This is a genomic window from Cohnella mopanensis, assembly GCF_022352055.1.
Lineage (GTDB): Bacteria > Bacillota > Bacilli > Paenibacillales > Paenibacillaceae > Cohnella > Cohnella mopanensis.
In genome coordinates this window covers 455,397-472,738 of the sequence record NZ_JAKRWM010000006.1, presented here as the reverse complement: position 1 = coordinate 472,738, position 17,342 = coordinate 455,397, and the positions used below count along the sequence as shown (strand labels likewise).

15 protein-coding genes and 1 pseudogene are annotated in these 17,342 nt (G+C 43.7%); 13 read left to right on the top strand and 3 right to left on the bottom strand.

Annotation, left to right across the window (positions count from 1 at the left end; all coding sequences use genetic code 11):
• The first annotated feature begins 123 nt into the window (after positions 1–123).
• The 6 genes and pseudogenes from L3D05_RS12750 to L3D05_RS12735 all read left to right on the top strand — a co-directional run bounded on the left by L3D05_RS12750 (position 124) and on the right by L3D05_RS12735 (position 4,066).
• A complete protein-coding gene (locus L3D05_RS12750; protein WP_239616487.1) occupies positions 124–1,878 on the top strand; it encodes an S-layer homology domain-containing protein in 1,755 nt (584 codons plus the stop codon).
• Positions 1,879–1,959: 81 nt separating this feature from the next.
• Positions 1,960–2,079: an S-layer homology domain-containing protein gene (locus tag L3D05_RS26875; protein WP_439647945.1), complete on the top strand. Its 120-nt coding sequence runs from the start codon at positions 1,960–1,962 to the stop codon at positions 2,077–2,079.
• A 148-nt stretch (positions 2,080–2,227) separates the two neighbouring features.
• Positions 2,228–2,485, top strand: coding sequence for a LytR/AlgR family response regulator transcription factor (locus L3D05_RS12745; protein WP_239616426.1), 258 nt, complete (start codon positions 2,228–2,230; stop codon positions 2,483–2,485).
• 636 nt (positions 2,486–3,121) lie between these two features.
• Positions 3,122–3,226: pseudogene (locus L3D05_RS26730) on the top strand (TetR family transcriptional regulator); the annotation flags it as partial.
• A gap of 96 nt (positions 3,227–3,322) precedes the next feature.
• On the top strand, positions 3,323–3,631 hold the full coding sequence (locus L3D05_RS12740; RefSeq protein WP_239616425.1) for a hypothetical protein: 309 nt from the start codon (positions 3,323–3,325) through the stop codon (positions 3,629–3,631).
• Between the two features lie 12 nt (positions 3,632–3,643).
• Entirely contained in the window at positions 3,644–4,066 is a 423-nt protein-coding gene (locus L3D05_RS12735; protein WP_239616424.1) for a DUF3995 domain-containing protein, read from the top strand.
• Between the two features lie 274 nt (positions 4,067–4,340).
• Here L3D05_RS12735 and L3D05_RS12730 read toward each other — a convergent pair whose 3' ends face one another.
• Positions 4,341–5,699, bottom strand: coding sequence for an Nramp family divalent metal transporter (locus L3D05_RS12730; protein ID WP_239616423.1), 1,359 nt, complete (start codon positions 5,697–5,699; stop codon positions 4,341–4,343).
• Between the two features lie 156 nt (positions 5,700–5,855).
• Positions 5,856–6,203: a hypothetical protein gene (locus L3D05_RS12725; protein WP_239616422.1), complete on the bottom strand. Its 348-nt coding sequence runs from the start codon at positions 6,201–6,203 to the stop codon at positions 5,856–5,858.
• Positions 6,204–6,574: 371 nt separating this feature from the next.
• Between L3D05_RS12725 and L3D05_RS12720 the strand changes: the two genes are divergently transcribed.
• Positions 6,575–8,503 carry a heavy metal translocating P-type ATPase gene (locus L3D05_RS12720; RefSeq protein WP_239616421.1) on the top strand — a complete coding sequence of 643 codons (1,929 nt, stop codon included), beginning with the start codon at positions 6,575–6,577 and terminating at the stop codon, positions 8,501–8,503.
• Positions 8,504–8,891: 388 nt separating this feature from the next.
• On the opposite strand, the gene L3D05_RS12715 is transcribed toward L3D05_RS12720, so the two are convergent.
• The gene (locus L3D05_RS12715; protein ID WP_239616420.1) at positions 8,892–9,737 is read right to left on the bottom strand and encodes an SDR family NAD(P)-dependent oxidoreductase; all 846 of its coding nucleotides are present in this window, start codon (positions 9,735–9,737) and stop codon (positions 8,892–8,894) included.
• Between the two features lie 152 nt (positions 9,738–9,889).
• On the opposite strand from L3D05_RS12715, the gene L3D05_RS12710 reads away from it, so the two are divergent.
• The 6 genes from L3D05_RS12710 to L3D05_RS12685 all read left to right on the top strand — a co-directional run bounded on the left by L3D05_RS12710 (position 9,890) and on the right by L3D05_RS12685 (position 17,339).
• The gene (locus L3D05_RS12710) at positions 9,890–10,462 is read left to right on the top strand and encodes a TetR/AcrR family transcriptional regulator (protein ID WP_239616419.1); all 573 of its coding nucleotides are present in this window, start codon (positions 9,890–9,892) and stop codon (positions 10,460–10,462) included.
• A gap of 405 nt (positions 10,463–10,867) precedes the next feature.
• Complete coding sequence (locus L3D05_RS12705; RefSeq protein ID WP_239616418.1) at positions 10,868–12,625, top strand: cache domain-containing sensor histidine kinase; 1,758 nt, start codon at positions 10,868–10,870, stop codon at positions 12,623–12,625.
• Positions 12,622–14,169, top strand: coding sequence for a response regulator (locus tag L3D05_RS12700; RefSeq protein WP_239616417.1), 1,548 nt, complete (start codon positions 12,622–12,624; stop codon positions 14,167–14,169). The genes L3D05_RS12705 and L3D05_RS12700 overlap by 4 nt, the downstream gene beginning before the upstream one ends.
• A gap of 114 nt (positions 14,170–14,283) precedes the next feature.
• Complete coding sequence (locus tag L3D05_RS12695; RefSeq protein WP_239616416.1) at positions 14,284–15,549, top strand: ABC transporter substrate-binding protein; 1,266 nt, start codon at positions 14,284–14,286, stop codon at positions 15,547–15,549.
• Between the two features lie 66 nt (positions 15,550–15,615).
• The gene (locus L3D05_RS12690; protein WP_239616415.1) at positions 15,616–16,500 is read left to right on the top strand and encodes a carbohydrate ABC transporter permease; all 885 of its coding nucleotides are present in this window, start codon (positions 15,616–15,618) and stop codon (positions 16,498–16,500) included.
• Positions 16,497–17,339, top strand: a complete 843-nt coding sequence (locus tag L3D05_RS12685) for a carbohydrate ABC transporter permease (RefSeq protein WP_239616414.1) — start codon at positions 16,497–16,499, stop codon at positions 17,337–17,339. The genes L3D05_RS12690 and L3D05_RS12685 overlap by 4 nt, the downstream gene beginning before the upstream one ends.
• Positions 17,340–17,342: the final 3 nt, after the last annotated feature.

Here is a 17,342-nt window from a genome sequence, read left to right as displayed (position 1 = left end):
ATTGCAGAGTTTCAACTTTTCAATATCGCATCTCCGACTGCGCCAATTGATGTTGCAGCTACAAAAAGTGATGGACAAATAACGTTAAACTGGAGCAGCGTTTCGGGGGCTACGAGCTATAAAGTGTATCAAGGAACATCCCCTGGTACGTACGATGCAGGTCCGGTAGCGACAGTCACCGGCACAACCACAGCAATAACAGGACTGACCAACGGTACAACTTATTACTTTGCGGTGAAGTCTAGCAACGAAAGCGGGGATAGCTCTTACTCGAATGAAGCGAGCGCAACGCCACAGGTTGACGCACCAACGGCACCAACAGGACTTACAGGGACAGCCGGTAACGAACAAGTGACGTTAAGCTGGAACGGTGTTTTAGGCGCAGTCACCTATGATGTTTACACAAGAACGGCATCGGGCACCTACGGCTTAACCCCGGTTGCGACAGTGAGCGGGGCGACCTATAGCTACACGGCAACAGGCTTGACGAACGGCACGACGTATTATTTCGTAGTCAAGGCAAGCAACGCAGGAGGCTACAGCGGCAACTCCAATGAAGCGAGCGCAACACCGCAGGTTCCAGTGCCTGGAGTGCCGGTACTGCTACCTGCCACAGCGAGCGATTCCCAAGTAAGCCTTACTTGGAATCCCGTAATTGGTTCCACGGGGTACAAAATATTCAAAAGTACGTCTTCTGGAGCTTATGGGGCGGAAGAAACCACGGTAAGCAGTTCGGTATACAGCTATGATGTAACAGGTTTGACGAATGGCACCACGTACTATTTTGTCGTCAAAGCAACGAACCCCGGAGGAGACAGCGCTGTTTCCAATGAAGTGATCGAAACGCCCATAGCAGTTCCGTCATCGCCAACGGGTGTAAGAGCAGTGGCAAGCGATGGACAAGCGACCGTCAGCTTCAACATCCCTGCAGTGAATGTAGGAAGCCCAGTAACAGGCTACGAGGTCACAGCCTCGTCGGGGAATATCACCGCAATGGGGGTGTCAAGCCCGATCAAGGTAACGGGGCTGTCAAACGGAACCACGTATACGTTTACGGTGAAAGCTGTAAATGGTATGGGTAGTAGCGCAGCTTCCGATGCATCCAATGCTGTGACGCCGAGGGCGCCATCCAGCAGCAGCGGAACACCAACACCGACTCCTGAATCTACGAAGCCTACGAAGCCTACGGAACCTACGAAGCCGACGGAACCTACGATTGATGTATTCAAAAGCAGCGTTGTTAATGTAGTAAACTTAGTTAATGCTATTGAATCCAAGGTAACGGAAGCTAAGAAAGCTAATGTTAAGATTGAACTAGCTGACGCTAAAGGACACTGGGCAGAAAAGACCATCGGTACATTCGTGAAACTGCACGTTATCGTTGGGTATGGGGATGGAACGTTCCGTCCTGACGGCAAAATCACACGTGCTGAGTTCGCAGAGATCATATATCGTGTATTCAATATCAGCGGTAGTGCTAATCATTCTGTTGCACTAAACGATGTTGGCAGTCACTGGGCTAAAGACGCGATCGAGAAACTCGCTAGCGCAGGGGTGCTTGCCGGTTATAACGACGGAACATTCAAGCCTGACCAAGCGATCAGCCGCGAAGAAATCGTCATTATTTTATCTCGAATTGTGAACTTGGATAGTGTGAACAAAGATGTTTCCAAAGGCAAATTTACGGATATGTCCACTGCAAGCTCTTATGCAGCGAATTTAATTAGAGATGCGGCAGAAGTGGGTATAATAAATGGGAAGAACGGTGGCGTATTTGATCCGAAGGGTAATGCCACACGCGCAGAGGCACTGACAGTCATTTTGAACGCACTGAACCTCAACCCTCAAATTAAGAATCTCTTGGATTCCTTGAACTAATGTCTGAGAGGAGCAGAAACCGGACTGACTTTCATAGATACAGCGAAGATCGGAAGCTGTGCGGAGAAAGCAGTCGCATAAGTGGTACAAGCAGGCATTGTGAAAGGAAAAGGCGATAACCAATTCGCCCCTCAAGACCATGAAGCAAGAACAGAGGTCGTAACGGTGCTATTGAACGTGTTGGCGCAAAAGAGCAAGTAAAGTAAAAATGTTCCTATAGCAAGGAAAATAGGAATTTTCCTGAATGACGCAGCCCCTTATCAAGTCGGGGCTGCGTTTTCATTACAATCTTTTATATGGCTGAAACCACACCTTCAGATCAATCCAATTGTTGTAAAGGGGCAGTGAGATGAAGGTCGTTATTATCGATGATGAAAAGGCGATGCATTTCATGATGAAACGAATGCTTACCGAGGTTGGGGATGTCGAAATTGTGGGGAGGCTTCATGGAGAAAGCGGCAGAGAAATGAAGCTAGTGTTCGTTACAGCCCACCAAGAATATGCACTGTTTGCGTTCGAAGTCAATGCATTCGACTACATCGTGAAGCCCGTTAAGCAAGATAGACTGCACAAAACCGTCCAAAGAGCACTTGCCGAAATGCTTTAAGAATGGTTATCAGTTGCACAGGGATTGGAAACATACATCCATTAGATCGATACGCTGACCATGGAATGATCTTAAACTATGCTACCTCGCCGAACATCCGAATCATCACACGGCGGCGAATTGTGGATTTGTACAGCCACGGCTCGCCTCCACCATCATCAAAGCCAGCCGCAAGAGGCTGGCTTTTTTGCGTGGAAATGAGGGGAGTCGATCCAGTCCGAAGAAGGACAGTTGGGTTCGTTCCGCGCGCAGGGAGCGAAGCGTACGAGCACGGCATCTCATTCTACCGCTAAGAACGTCATCCGCGAATCATCTTCGTAAGCAAATTTAATCAAGAATGGGATACCCCTGAGCCGAATAAAAGAATCGCGACACAAGAAACCGACACGAAGTAGTCGTGTTTCGTTTGGGGAGCTACAAGGGGGAGTCAGCCCAGCCCGCACGGCATGAGGGCTGGGTTTTTGCTATGCTTGCAAGCACTTGGGCTTTTGAAGAAGATTTTATGAACGCTATCGTATAGATGTTGCAGTTTTACATAAATCAGAATACACTCTTTCTAGACGCTATCGTACAGAAAAGGAGGCGAGTAGGATTCCAAAAGTTATTGTCACGGAACTTCAATGGATTGAAATAGGGATGAGGCAATTTGCGCAAAGCGGAGTAAATGGCTTAGTCATTGAAAAAATGTCATCAGAGTTAGGCTGCAGCAAGAGCAGCTTCTATTGGTACTTCAAAAATCGGAATGAGTTTATAACGCGATTGATAGAACGATGGGTCGAATTATCGACACAACAAGTTATCCTAAGTTCGTCCGAGCCTGAGAAGGCAGAGGATCAAATGACGAAGATGCTGATCCAAATGTTCTCTGGGACACGAAAAGGCGATTTTTTATTTTATTTAAGGAAGCTGAGTGAGGAGGTTCCAGTCTTTCATATAATGCTTGAAACGATCGAGCAAACAAGAATGAGCTATGCAACGGCACTCTTTAGAAAAGTTGGAATGGATCCCGAAGTTGCTGAGCAAAAATCTCTTATTTTATATCACTATTATTTGGGGTGGTATGAACGATTCAAGAAGGATCAGGTTGAAGATGAAGAACTATATCGTCATATTAGAATGCTGAGGGTACAATTATTGGGAATTTAAAGGAGGAGTACGATGGCGAGTGTTTTCACTTGGATTGTAGGCGTAATTTTGTTTTTACTGAGCGGAATTCATCTGTATTGGGTGGTAGGCGGGAAAAGAGGGTTTCTGGCAGCGATACCAAACGATGGTTCAGATATAAAGTTTCGACCGACGAAAATTGCTACAAGCGTTGTAGCGGGGGCATTAGCTTTAGCGGGTTTGTTTGTGTTAGAGCTTGGAGAAGTCATGGAGAGGCTGATATTCCCTGATTGGTTATTTCTTTATGGGGGTTGGATTTTATCAGGCGTATTCATTTTAAGAACCGTCGGGGATTTTCGCTGGATTGGATTCTCTAAGAAACAGAAAGGAACCTTGTTTGCCAAATGGGACACATTATTGTATTCCCCGTTATGTCTCTTTATCGGGATATGTTTGATTTTCGTAACAAGCAGTTGATGGAACGAAACTAGGGTGACATCAAAACTGTGACTATACCCGTAGATGCCTGTGTTGCGATGTCTTAAGACAGGGGTTCAAATCCCCTCGCCTCCACTATGTAAATCCACAACCGCATGAGGTTGTGGATTTATGCGTTTTATTGATCACAAGATCTTATGATCTTCTAGAAGAAATAACATTCGAGAGACCATAGAGAGGGTATAGTTTAATAACGACAGGAAGTTGCCAGATCCTAGTCGAATCCCCCTGTTGGAAGGTAGTGCTACAGAAGTTAACCTAAGTCATGACCGGTTGCTATGATGTAAGTAACTAGGAAAATATTTAAAATTACTATGATCACAGTAGAAAGCCAAGATAATACTTTAACCCAAGTTCGGTTTGCAAACTCTCCCATCTTCCTTTTATCGCTTGTGAATAATACGAGTGGAATAACAGCAAAGGGCAATTGTAAACTCAGTACCACTTGGCTCCATAAGAGTAAATCACCTGTTCCCTTTGACCCGGCAATCCACGTAACAACAAATGCCGGTACGACAGCTATTAATCGAGTAATCATACGACGTAGCCAAGGGGAAATTCTTAAGTTTATAAATCCCTCCATCACAATTTGTCCTGCTAATGTTCCAGTGATTGTTGAATTTTGACCAGAGGCAAGCAGAGCAACCGCAAATAATGTGCTTGCAATACCTACACCTACGGTTGGGCTTAATAGCTCATAGGCTCCTTCAATTTCAGAAACATTCAAACCGGTTCCGTGGAAGGCAGCTGCACCCAGAATCAGAATGGCGGAGTTTATTAAGAAGGCAATAAATAGTGAAATGTTCGAATCCCAGATAGAAAACTTCAAGGCTTCTTTTCGTCCTTCTTTATTTCGCTTATATTGCCTGGTTTGCACGATGGACGAATGCAAATAAAGATTATGCGGCATAACCGTTGCTCCTAAGATTCCTAAAGAGATAAATAACATCTCTGGATTTGTAACAATTTCAAACTTCGGTACATAACCGCCTAATAAAGCCGATATTTCTGGTTTGGAGACGATCACTTCAAATACGAATACAAAGAATATCGTCGCCATTAACACGATGATGATGGATTCAATAATACGAAACCCTTTCTTCTGTAAAAGCAACAAAAGCAGCACATCTAGGGTTGTAATTAAAATCCCCATTAATAAAGGGATTCCGAATAGTAAATTAAGAGCGATGGCCGATCCAATGACCTCTGCTAAATCACATGCAATAATCGCAACCTCCGATAAAATCCAAAGAATAAAGGAGGTTTTTTTACCAACTGCATCTCTAGTTGCCTGGGCTAAATCCCGGCCCGTCACAACTCCTAATTTTGCTGCCAATGATTGAAGTAACATCGCAATTAAATTGGAAATTAAAATCACAGATAATAAGGTATAGCCAAAACGTGCTCCTCCAGCAATCGATGTTGCCCAGTTTCCAGGATCCACATAACCTACAGCTACTAAGGATCCCGGCCCAGCAAAAGCAAAAAATTTCCGCCAAAATCTCGCCTTGTTTGGAATACTAACTGAATTATTAACTTCCTCTAAGCTTACATTAGAACTGCGTCGTAGCCATCCCGTATTTCTTTCTACTTGCTCAACTTGACTATTCATATTAACATCACTTCCTCACAATACTTATAATCTTTCCCAAGGTAAACTTTTTTTATATTAACCAAATTTTATTCCCTCGGGAAACTAATTGCAAGTTTTTTTACGTAATTTCTTATTTTAATTTTTGAGTTTGAATACGCTGGCCAACCACATGATTCATTTCAATTTTGCAATTACAAAACCTCCAAGAACTATAGATAATCCAACCCAAGTTTTCCAAGAGGGGATTTCCTTCATAAAAAGAAATCCCATTACAATTGAAATTAATATCTCTAATCCTTTTGATGTAGAAAGCACATATGTTAAATTACCCAGGGCTTTATAGCCCAATTTCACACCGTACCCAATCAGCATATTGGCAGTTAAAAACAATGGTAATGCAATAAGTTGAAATTTTAACATTGACCAAAACGCTAGATCAATATGTTTGCTTTGATACGAAAAAGTAGCATTAATAATGGTTAATCCGCCAATAAGGCAAGCGAAGCTGTAAAAGTATAACATCAAAAATAAACCACCCTTCGGGAGTCGTTAAAGAAATAACTACTGTCTTATGTAGTTATGAGTATTTTGCCCGAAGCAAACATTTTTATATACGACCATAAGGGCTTTGACCACATGAACTATGATATTATCCCCTTACAAAGGTGTTGCCTGCGCGACAAAAAATTTACCGTGGGCAAAAAAAAGAATTTACTTCTCTGCAAAAGTTAATTAAAATGACTCTAAACAAAGTTTGCCTGATACAAAAGTTATGCATCAATACAAAAAAATAATCATTCTCAAATCATGCTGTCCCTGAGTCTAGGGGCAGCATGGACTGTTTTAAGGGAAGTAATAACGATGATCATTCTCAATGAAAAGGGGTGTTTAATATGTCCGAAAGTGCTGGAGCTGTTCAAAGTATTGAAAAAAGTAACCAGACCATTACTCAAAAGCAGCTTAGGAATTGGATCGAACGTTACGGAGAAATGTCAGCGGCAATCGTAAGTGGAGGTTTGATTGGGTTTGCATGGGTGTTAGGACACTTTTCAGTCGGTATTTCAATTTGGCTTTATTTATTTGCTTATATCGTGGGTGGGTATGTAAAAGCCAAAGAAGGATATTTAACGCTTGTCCATAAAAAGGATTTAGATGTGAATCTGTTAATGATTATGGCTGCGATTGGTGCAGCATGTATTGGTTATTGGGCAGAAGGTGCTGTGCTAATTTTTATCTTTTCATTAAGCGGTGCTTTAGAAACACTTACAATGGCAAGAAGTTCAAGGGACATATCCGCGTTAATGGAATTAAAACCAGAAACGGCTGTATTAATTCGATTTGGTAAGGAAAAGCAAGTGCCTATTGAAGAATTAGCAGTTGGTGATGTTGTTATAGTCAAGACAGGAGAACGAATTCCTGCTGATGGTATAGTGACAGAGGGTAAATCTACAGTCAATCAAGCCTCCATTACAGGAGAGAGCATGCCAGTTGATAAAATAGTTGGCGATGAAGTGTTTGCGGGTACATTAAATGGGGATGGAGCTTTGTTTGTTGAAGTATCTAAATCAAGTGAATCATCATTGTTTTCTAAGATCATTCGGTTGGTCCAAGAGGCTCAAAATGAAATGCCGAAAACTCAACGTTTTATTGAACGATTCGAGCGAGCATATGCCAGGTTAATTATCATTTCAACAGTAATGCTTATCGCAGTTCCACATTGGCTAATGGGTTGGGATTGGAGTACAACCTTTTATCGTGCTATGGTTTTTCTTGTTGTAGCCTCTCCCTGTGCCTTGGTTGCTTCGATTATGCCAGCTATGCTTTCGGCAATATCAAATTGCGCAAGGAAAGGATTATTATTCAAAGGCGGCTTGCATTTGGAAACTTTATCTCAAGTGAAATTAATTGCTTTTGATAAAACAGGTACTTTGACATATGGGAGACCGCTAGTTACAGACATTGTACCATTCCAACCATTTACTGAATCCCAATTGCTTCAACTGTCAGCATCCATTGAATCTTTATCTACTCATCCTATTGCAAAAGCTATTGTACAAAAAGCAAATGAAATGTCAGTCATGCTAATGCGTCCGTCAGATTTTCAAGCTTTAACAGGTTGGGGAGTACAGGCCAAGATGTACGGGGATAATTGGAGGGTCGGGAAACCCGGAATGTTTAGTGAGGATTTATGTACTCAACCGATTAAATCTCATATTTATCAACTAGAGCAGCAAGGTAAAACGGTTGTAGTCGTGGCAAATGGGATAGGAATTGCAGGCGTTATTGCCTTGCAGGACCGTATTCGACCACAAGTGAAAAATACGATTTCTCAACTAAGGAGGCTTGGCGTTCAAGTTGCTATGCTAACAGGGGATCAAAAACGAACTGCTGAAGCTATCGCTCATGAGGCTGGTATTGATCTTGTGTACGCTGAACTTTTGCCAAATGATAAGCAAAATATCATCAGACGCTTGAAAGAGGAATATAGCCATGTAGCTATGGTTGGGGACGGGGTGAATGATGCCCCCGCATTAGCGACAGCTTCTGTTGGTATTGCAATGGGTGTAGCAGGAAGTGATGTAGCACTTGAAACAGCTGACTTGGTGCTTATGAATGATGATTTAGATAAGATAAAAGAGGCCATTGTGCTTGGACGGCGATTGAAATGGGTTGTTAAGCAGAACTTGGTTTTTGCAGGATTAGTGATTACTGTGTTGATTCTTTCCAATTTCATAATAGGAGTTCCCCTTCCGTTAGGTGTTGTTGGTCATGAAGGGAGTACTATTTTAGTGATTTTGAATGGATTACGCTTATTAAGGTAAGCCACAACTTTAATTTCATCACACTCCGGCGAATTGTGGTTTTGCACAGCCACGGTTCGCCTCCACTACGAAAAACCCGACCGCAAGAGGTCGGGTTTTTGTGTGGATAAAATTGGGGAGTCGCCCCAGTCAGCGGAGCGGACTGAGCACGCAATTCAATTCCACCGCTAAGAACGTCATCGTCGAGCACCCATCGTCAGCCATTTCAATGAGGAATTGGATACTGCCCTCGCCTCCACCATGTAAATCCACAACCGCATGAGGTTGTGGATTTTGCTTTTCATCAACATTTAGCTTCAGAATAAGCTCATCATGCTCCTTATAGACGATTACCTTCTCAACATAGCTTCCATTGAACTTCTTAATTTCTGGATTGCAATTGTTTTCATTATCGTAAGACTCCTTTCAGTAATTGAACTGTTTTGTTATAAAGTGTGAGAGCATTTTCTTTATCAAAAGTTCTCATCGAAAGACTTACTTCTTTTCTCTGTTTGTAGGCAGATAGAGAGGAGGTAGGTGGCTTCTCTAGTAATTCGATGATAGGTAGAATTGCTTCTTCTACCGGTTTACCTATGGTTTTATAAATTAGCTTCATCATGCTTCTCATAAATGGATTTTCAATTGCTTCAAAAGTTCCAGCGGTTTGAACAGCCCAAGGGTTAAAGAGAATATATTTAATTTTTCCAACAGTATCATTATGAGCAAAAGCAACGCCTAACAGATCATTTAAACGGCTGCCATAATACTTAGCTTTTGAGCCGTTATAATTATTTTTATTTTGGACATCCTCTAAGTTAACTGTGCCGTTCATTCCTGGAGCACAAACATTAAGAATAACAGGTTGATCCGCCTTTTCCAAAAGCTCTTTTAATCCATAGCCAAGAACAAATCTGCTTAAATACGATAACCCGAAGCTCAATTCAAATCCCTCTTGCGTTTCCGTATATTCTTTATTGGTCTTGTGATTGGTTGCGCAGAAAACAATGATATCCAAAGAATCAAACCGGCTTTTTACTTCTTCTACTATGCGCTTGTTCTCATTAACCAGACTTAAATTTGCTTGAAGAAAAACGGCTCTCTCCCCTGCTCCCAACCGGCTAGCTTCTTGTAAAAAAAGATTTCCTTTAGTGCTAGAACTGCCGACCACGATAACACGCTCGCCCATTTTTAAAAAGTGTGTTGCGATTCCTTTACCAATTCCATCTGTTCCACCTGTTACAAGTATAGTTTTCAACTATCATAACCCCCTTATGAGTGTTATATTAAACTAACACGTGTTGCCGTAACAGAAATATACACTCTGCAAATAAATGCATCAACCAACAAACAATGCGCGATTGTTGCTATAGCGACAATGCCGATAAAATGTCGGGTAAGGGGGAAGATATGGCGAATAAAGTAATGAATGTACGAATGACGCAAACGAAACAATCTTTAATCGATTCTTTCTTCCATTTGGTGTCCAAGAAGGATTTCGAAAAAATAAAAATAGAGGATATCACAAAAGAAGCACAAGTTAATCGGTCTACGTTCTATGCACATTTTAATGATAAATACGAAATGTTGGACTACATTATGGGGGACTCCGCATCGGAAGCCATAGTAAAATGTACTAAGGGCGAGGCGAAATTTGACCAAGACAGCATTAAGCAATTAGTGCTAGCGGTTTGCGATTTTTATCATGAACCAAACATACAATGCCGTACCAGTTATATAGGATTAGTCGTACCGCAATTAAAAGACAAAATGATAAACGAGTTGAAGAACTACTTGTCGGAAAGTCTTGAAAACATCTATACAGATGATGAGAAGAATATTTATGCGTCTATCTTTGCTCAAGCTATCCATGAAGGTGCCATTCAATGGGCCACTGGGAACATCACTATGAATAAAGAGGAAGTCGCTAAGAGGGTCGCATTGATTGTAGTAGGAGGATTCAGTCTTTCGAAGGAACATTAACGGTAACTTTCGATACATCATGCGCCTCCCAACATCCGAATCATCACACTCCGGTGAATTGTGGATTTACTCAGCCACGGTTCGTCTCCACGCAAAAAAGCCAGCCGCAAGAGGCTGGCTTTTTTGCGTGGAGCGAGGGTTTGTCGATTATCCTGAATCCGAAGGAGGACATTGGGGTTCGTTCTTCGCGCAGGGAGCGTTAAATGGGGTCCCCACAAGTCCCCATTAAATGAAACTCGATCCCACTTTCTTGTTCATCTGCAGGATTTGTCGGATTTGTAGATGTATTTCCGTGTTAAACCTTATATTATAAATATTAGTTTCCTCGGAATGTGAGTAGTAGTGTCCATTAATAGGGGTAGCCATGCAAATCATAGAAACCTAGAAAAGGGGAGCTGCTCCGTTATGAAAGGGCGATTGAGTTATCGTAACAAGCTCATCATTTCGTTTATGCTCGTTAGTCTGCTGCCTGTACTCATCGTGCAAATGGTATCATACTACGTCTCTAGCGATGCGATGAAACGAAAAATAGACGTTCTTGTGCAGGCGAATCTGACTCAAACCTCCAAAAATTTGGACACCTCGCTTCAAGCTTATGAGGATTTGTTATTTCAGATCGTTACGAACGATGATGTCATCCGACTGTTGCGTGAAATCAATAATCCTGCGGACGACGTGGAGCTTAGTAAACGCCAATTGGTTAATCAACTGGCTTCTTACTCCTATGCGAAGAACGGTATTCGCAGCGTGGCCATTTTTTCGAACAACGGAACCTTAATCAGCTATGATCAGCAGACGGGCTCACCCTACGATAACCTCTGGACCAACGTGCGCAATTTAACATCAAATCCCATCTATCAGGCGGCTGTACATAACCAAACCGGGAGTATTAAGACGATTCCTGAGAAAATGGACTCTATTAATTCGGAGGAACAATACGGCTTCCATCTTGCAAGAAAGTTAATCGATTACAATATGATCAGTCTGGACAGTATGGGGGTTGTTGTTATTACTGTCTACGAGTCTGTGCTCGCTCGCGCAATTAACCTGGATGTGCCGGATGTGGGACAAGCGCATCAAATCGATAACCGAAATTTTCTGACTGATGGCCGGGGCCTCATCATTTCTGCGGCAGCGAAGGACGACATAGGCAAGCATGTCGATGAGATCCAAACGAGCTCGACGATTAGCAACACTTACAGCAATCCCAATAGTGGCTGGACGATCTATAACCTGATTGATCAAAAGAAGCTGTTCAGCGAAATGTATGCCATGCAGCGTTTAAACCTGATTGTCGGTTTTGCTGCGCTGCTTATCGCGGCACTATTAATCTTCTATTTTGCCGGCCGATTGTCGGGCTCGATCCGGAAGGTTGTCAAAGCGATGAGAATTGCCAGTCAAGGCGCACTCACGGTCCATGTGGAAGAGCAATCTAAGGATGAAATATCCGCCATTGCTTTTAACTTTAACAAAATGATGAATACAATTAACGAGTTGATGGTAGAGGTCAAGGAAACAAGCGAGAAGCGGAAAGAGGCCGAAATCAGGGCGTTGGAATCGCAAATCAATCCCCATTTTCTCTATAATTCACTGGACTCAATCAATTGGCTCGCCATTGAGAAGGATGAGCATCAAATCAGCCATATGCTGAAAGGGCTCGCTCAAATTCTGAGATATAGTATTAAGGATAGCAACAAGTTCGTCACTGTAAGGGAAGAGCTTGAATGGATGGATCGTTATATTTTCCTTCAGCAATATCGGTTTCGCTCCTCCTTCTCCAGTACCGTTGAGTGTGACGAGCAAGCTATGGACTATCTAGTTCCGAAGCTGATCCTGCAACCTTTTATTGAGAACGCTATCATTCATGGCTTCTCTGGCGTTAAGAAGGGGGGAGAGCTGCGAATAGAGATCAATTTAATCGCTGCTCATTCCATTGAATGGACGATACGAGACAACGGGACCGGTATGGAAGCCGACAAGCTGGCCGAAGTTTTATCCGAGAGCCCGGTTCATTCGCAAGGAATCGGTGTGCGTAATGTGATGGAGCGACTGAGAATGTACTATGGGGAGCAAGCCTCCTGTGAAATTCATAGCCATATCGGGGAAGGCACGGAAGTCAGAATAACGATGCCCGCCATGCGGAGAGGGGATAATGAGCAATGAAAATCGTAGTCATTGAAGACGAGGATAATACCCGATATGGCCTTATTAATTTAATTAACAAGCTAGGCGAGCCCTATGAAATAGTGGGCGATGCAGATAATGGGGAGGTTGGACTGGCGCTGATTGAGCAAATGAAGCCGGACCTCGTCATCACCGATATTAGAATGCCGCAATTCAGCGGAATTGAGATGCTTGAATCTCTGAAGCGCAACGGGCACCGTCACCAAACGGTCATACTAACCGGCTACTCACAATATGAATACGCGAAAAAAGCACTAGGATTGGGCGTCTTAGAGTTTCTTGAGAAGCCGATTACTGCTCAAGATTTGAAGGATACGCTAGTTAAAGCACAGCAGGAGCTGATGCTTCAGCAGGTTGCAGGCATTCCACGGGGACATGCTGCCGCGCGATTGGAGCATTACCTGCAGCAGTCCGTCATACAGGAGCAGCTTGATCTGGCTTTACTGGCGCCGCTTGCGGAGCAAGCGGCCTTCTTCACAACAGATGAAGCTTATCACATGGTTTGCATCTATATTGGTCAAGCTCAGCCTGATGTCGCCGTACAGATTAAAGCTAGATTAGAGCAGCAGTTCCAACAGACTTGCCGCTATTCGGTATTTGTCGTCCCGCAAGAATCCTCGCTCGTTGCATTGCTTCAGCCCAGCATGACGGGCATAGATCTCGCTATGTTTATCCAACAGGATCTGAAGTCAACGATCCACTCTATAGCACCCTATGCAGGGATTAGCACCGTACTCCTCGCAGGATTGCACATGCTTAAAGATAAGTTCAATCTATTGAACTCCACTCGAAAATGGTTCATTGCGTTGGATGAAACTCGTACGGTTATGAGAGAGTCTGACATTGGTATAATCAGCATCGAGCCGTTCATTTTCCCGCATGCGCTGGAGAATAAAGTCAAGCTGGCGATAGCGGAGCAGAAATGGGAGCCTCTTGAGCGTTATTTTCAAGAATGGCTGCAATTTTGCTATGAACGTCGCTATGATCCGCAGCATATCATCGACGGTTCAGTGCGGCTGGTAACTGCAGCATTGCGGAGTGTCGGCGAAACGTTCGGCGATACATGGGCGTTCCATTTTCAGAAAGCATGGCTTCAGCCTATCTTGGCATCCCAAACGCGCACGGAACTGAATGCTTCAATCCAGCGGGTTGTAAAAGAAATGACGGAAATCAGCCAAGCGGTTCAATCCCCACCGTACAGCTTCATCGTGCAGAAAGCGCTTAAGCTTATCCACGAGCTCTACAAGGAAGGGATCACATTGGATGAAATTGCATCCTCCTTACAGATTACCCCGGAATATCTCAGTGCCTTGTTCACCAAAGAAGTGAAGAGTAACTTCTCCACGTATATCAAGAATGTTCGGATCAAGCATGCCAAAACCTTAATGCTAACAACCGAGCTAAAAATATTCGAAATTTCCGCTATCGTAGGGTACTCCGATTCGAAGTATTTCTCGCGGGTGTTCAAGGAAGTAACCGGACTGTCGCCTGCAAGTTATCACAAAATGAATCATGAGCTATGATAACGCTTAATTTGTGCTTAATATCGTCCACCTTTTTTAGATAATTAGAATTATAAGAACGCTTACATTGCTTTAATCTAAAGGTGTAGACAATACGCCATTAGGGGGAGAAACATGAAAAGAGCAAGTTTATTGCTAATGTCGTTGATGCTTATATTGACATTAGCGCTTACAGGCTGCGGTTCGGATAAAGCAGCAGAGCCAACAGAAAAGTCAAATGAAAGCGCAACCGCTCCAACTGACAGCAAGAAGAAATTGACGTTATGGTTTTATTTTGAAGGTAAATCCCAATTCGACATTATCAAGTCACTAACAGATGGCTTTACGCAGAAAAATCCGAACATCGAAGTCAAGCCTGTCTACATCCCGTTCGCGGATTTCAAGAAACGCCTTTCTGTAGGTCTGGCAGCGTCTGACCTCCCAGATATCGTCATCATCGATAACCCGGATCATGCGGCGTATACGGCAATGGGATTGTTCGCCGATATTACAGACAAGCTGGCGGATTGGCCAGATAAGGACCAATACTTCGAAGGGCCTTGGAAGTCGGCATCCTACGAGGGCAAGCAGTATGGTATTCCACTCGGAAGCAATAATTTAGCCTTGTACTATAACGAAAAAATGCTGGCAGATGCCAACGTTAAGCCTCCGCAAACTTGGGATGAGCTTCGCGTGGCAGCAAAAGCACTTACGAAAGGGAACGTGAAGGGACTCGGTATTTCCGCTCCGCAGAACGAAGAGGGAACGTTCCAATTCCTTCCTTGGTTGTTATCCACGGGCGCAACCTTTGATCATATCGCACCGGATGGAACAAGAGCATTCAGCATGCTGGCTGACTTGATCAAAGACGGCTCCATGAGCAAAGAGGTCATTAACTGGACGCAATCCGACGTGATGAAGCAATTTGCTTCGGGCAATCTTGCAATGATGGTAAACGGACCTTGGCAAATTCCGGATCTGACAAAAACAGCTCCTGATTTGAAATTCGGTATCGCTTTCGTACCGAAGGATAGCAAGTTTGCTTCCGTATTAGGTGGAGAAAACTTGGGCGTAATGAATGGTGCTAACGTAGATGAAGCGGTTCAATTCATTAAATACGTTGCAACTCCTGAAGTCAGTAAAAAATTCTCGCAAGATTTCGGTTACTTCCCGGCGAGAAGAGACGTTGCAAGCGATCCGTATTGGTCACAAAATCCGCAGTTGAAGGTGTTCGCAGAAAACATGGAGAACGCTCAGCCGCGGGGCCCACATCCGCAATGGCCTACGATCTCGAACGCCATTTCCGAAGCTCTTAGCAAATCGTTAACGCTTACCACCACACCTGAACAAGCTGCCACTGAAGCACAGGCGAAAATCGATAAAATACTAGGCAATAAGTAGAATGAAGAAAAGTGGGGTGCTCCGGAGCGATCCGGTGCTCCACTTTTTTTGAAAGGGTGCACAACTATGACCAATGCCAAAGGGCGCATCGCCGGTTATTTATTCGTGCTGCCGGCACTTCTCTATATGATTTTTTTTGTCGGATATCCCATTATCGATAACATCCGGCTAAGTCTTTTCGATGTCAACGTTATGAATCTCACTAAGGGGCACCAATCTTTTGTCGGACTTGATAATTACATTGAATTATTCAAAGAAGGCACCCTGCAAAAAGTGCTGAAGAATACGCTTATTTTCACAATCTCATGCTTGGTTCTACAGTTTATCATTGGACTTGCGTTCGCGATGCTCTTTAATCTGCAATTCCGAACTGCACAACGACTTCGAGGTCTTGTCATGATCAGTTGGTTATTGCCCGCCACGATAACAGCTATGATGTTCAAGTTTATGTTTAGCTCAGGCGGGATTATCAACGACTTACTCTTGAAGCTTCATCTTATCAGCAGCCCGATTGAGTGGCTTGTTAACTCAGGGACAGCGATGTTTACGATCATTCTGGCGAATACCTGGATCGGCATTCCATTCAATATGATGCTACTAACAGCGGGTCTCACCACCATTCCTAAGGATGTCTACGAAAGTGCGGCTATCGACGGGGCAACGGCTGTGAAACGGTTTTTCAAGATTACGCTTCCGCTGCTGAAGCCGGCTATCATGTCTCTGCTAGTGCTGGGCTTTATCTATACGTTCAAAGTATTTGATTTGGTTCTTATCATCACGAACGGCGGTCCAGTCAATGCCACACAGATGATGTCCACGTACGCGTACAAGCTTTCCTTTGATCAATTTCAATACAGCCAAGGCGCAGCCATCTCTAACGTGATGTTCGTCCTGCTGTTGATCATCGGTGTCATTTATTTGAGACTCCTGAAGAAGGAGGAACAATTATGAGGACGATGTTTAAACAGTCTCGTTGGTTACTCCCGCTGGTCAGCATCATCATTGTCGTTATCTTTTTGTTCCCGCTATATTGGCTTGTCGTCACTTCATTCAAGACGGAGGCTGAGATCTTCCGGTCACCGCAAACCTGGTTTCCTCAGGTGTGGCAATTCAAGTCCTATACGGAGCAGTTAACGGGCTCTTCCTTCGATATTGTGAATGGTTTCCGAAACAGTCTTGCCATCGCAGTTGGAGCGTTGCTCGTATCCACACTATTAGCAATTCCGGCGGCCTATGGCGTGGCTCGCTTTCGCTTTCCTGGCAGGCATAGCTTCATCCTTATATTTCTTGTCACGCAGATGCTGCCAGCATCCTTACTGCTGACGCCGTTATTCATCTTGTTTAAGCAAATTGGACTGATCGGAGCTAGCTATTGGAGTACGATATTAGCCAATGCTACAGCTGGCATCCCTTTTTCGGTCATTATTCTTAGAACGTATTTTGCAACGTTGCCGAAGGAGCTGGAAGAGTCGGCCAAAATCGATGGCTGCAACACGTTTACGACATTCACGCGCATTATGCTACCGATTGCCGTTCCTGGCGTCGTGGTTGCAATGGTTTTCTCGTTCTTGTTCGCTTGGGGAGATTTAATCTATGGCATGACCTTCATTGGGAATGAAGAGTTACGGCCAATTACTGCGGGAATATATAATTTTCTCGGCTTCCAGAGCACGTCATGGAACAACACAATGGCTTTCGGTACGGTGAGCATGCTGCCGGTTGCTTTACTATTTATATTTGTGCAGCGTTATATCGTCAGCGGTCTGACGAACGGTGCGGTGAAGGGGTAGATG

Bases quoted from the DNA above. Each gene is read 5' to 3' on its own strand.
- L3D05_RS12710 (WP_239616419.1), top strand. From the start codon at position 9,890: ATGGCGAATAAAGTAATGAATGTACGAATGACGCAAACGAAACAATCT.
- L3D05_RS12720 (WP_239616421.1), top strand. From the start codon at position 6,575: ATGTCCGAAAGTGCTGGAGCTGTTCAAAGTATTGAAAAAAGTAACCAG.
- L3D05_RS12700 (WP_239616417.1), top strand. From the start codon at position 12,622: ATGAAAATCGTAGTCATTGAAGACGAGGATAATACCCGATATGGCCTT.
- L3D05_RS12740 (WP_239616425.1), top strand. From the start codon at position 3,323: ATGACGAAGATGCTGATCCAAATGTTCTCTGGGACACGAAAAGGCGAT.
- L3D05_RS12725 (WP_239616422.1), bottom strand. From the start codon at position 6,203: ATGTTATACTTTTACAGCTTCGCTTGCCTTATTGGCGGATTAACCATT.
- L3D05_RS12730 (WP_239616423.1), bottom strand. From the start codon at position 5,699: ATGAATAGTCAAGTTGAGCAAGTAGAAAGAAATACGGGATGGCTACGA.
- L3D05_RS12695 (WP_239616416.1), top strand. From the start codon at position 14,284: ATGAAAAGAGCAAGTTTATTGCTAATGTCGTTGATGCTTATATTGACA.
- L3D05_RS12685 (WP_239616414.1), top strand. From the start codon at position 16,497: ATGAGGACGATGTTTAAACAGTCTCGTTGGTTACTCCCGCTGGTCAGC.
- L3D05_RS12745 (WP_239616426.1), top strand. From the start codon at position 2,228: ATGAAGGTCGTTATTATCGATGATGAAAAGGCGATGCATTTCATGATG.
- L3D05_RS12690 (WP_239616415.1), top strand. From the start codon at position 15,616: ATGACCAATGCCAAAGGGCGCATCGCCGGTTATTTATTCGTGCTGCCG.
- L3D05_RS12735 (WP_239616424.1), top strand. From the start codon at position 3,644: ATGGCGAGTGTTTTCACTTGGATTGTAGGCGTAATTTTGTTTTTACTG.
- L3D05_RS12705 (WP_239616418.1), top strand. From the start codon at position 10,868: ATGAAAGGGCGATTGAGTTATCGTAACAAGCTCATCATTTCGTTTATG.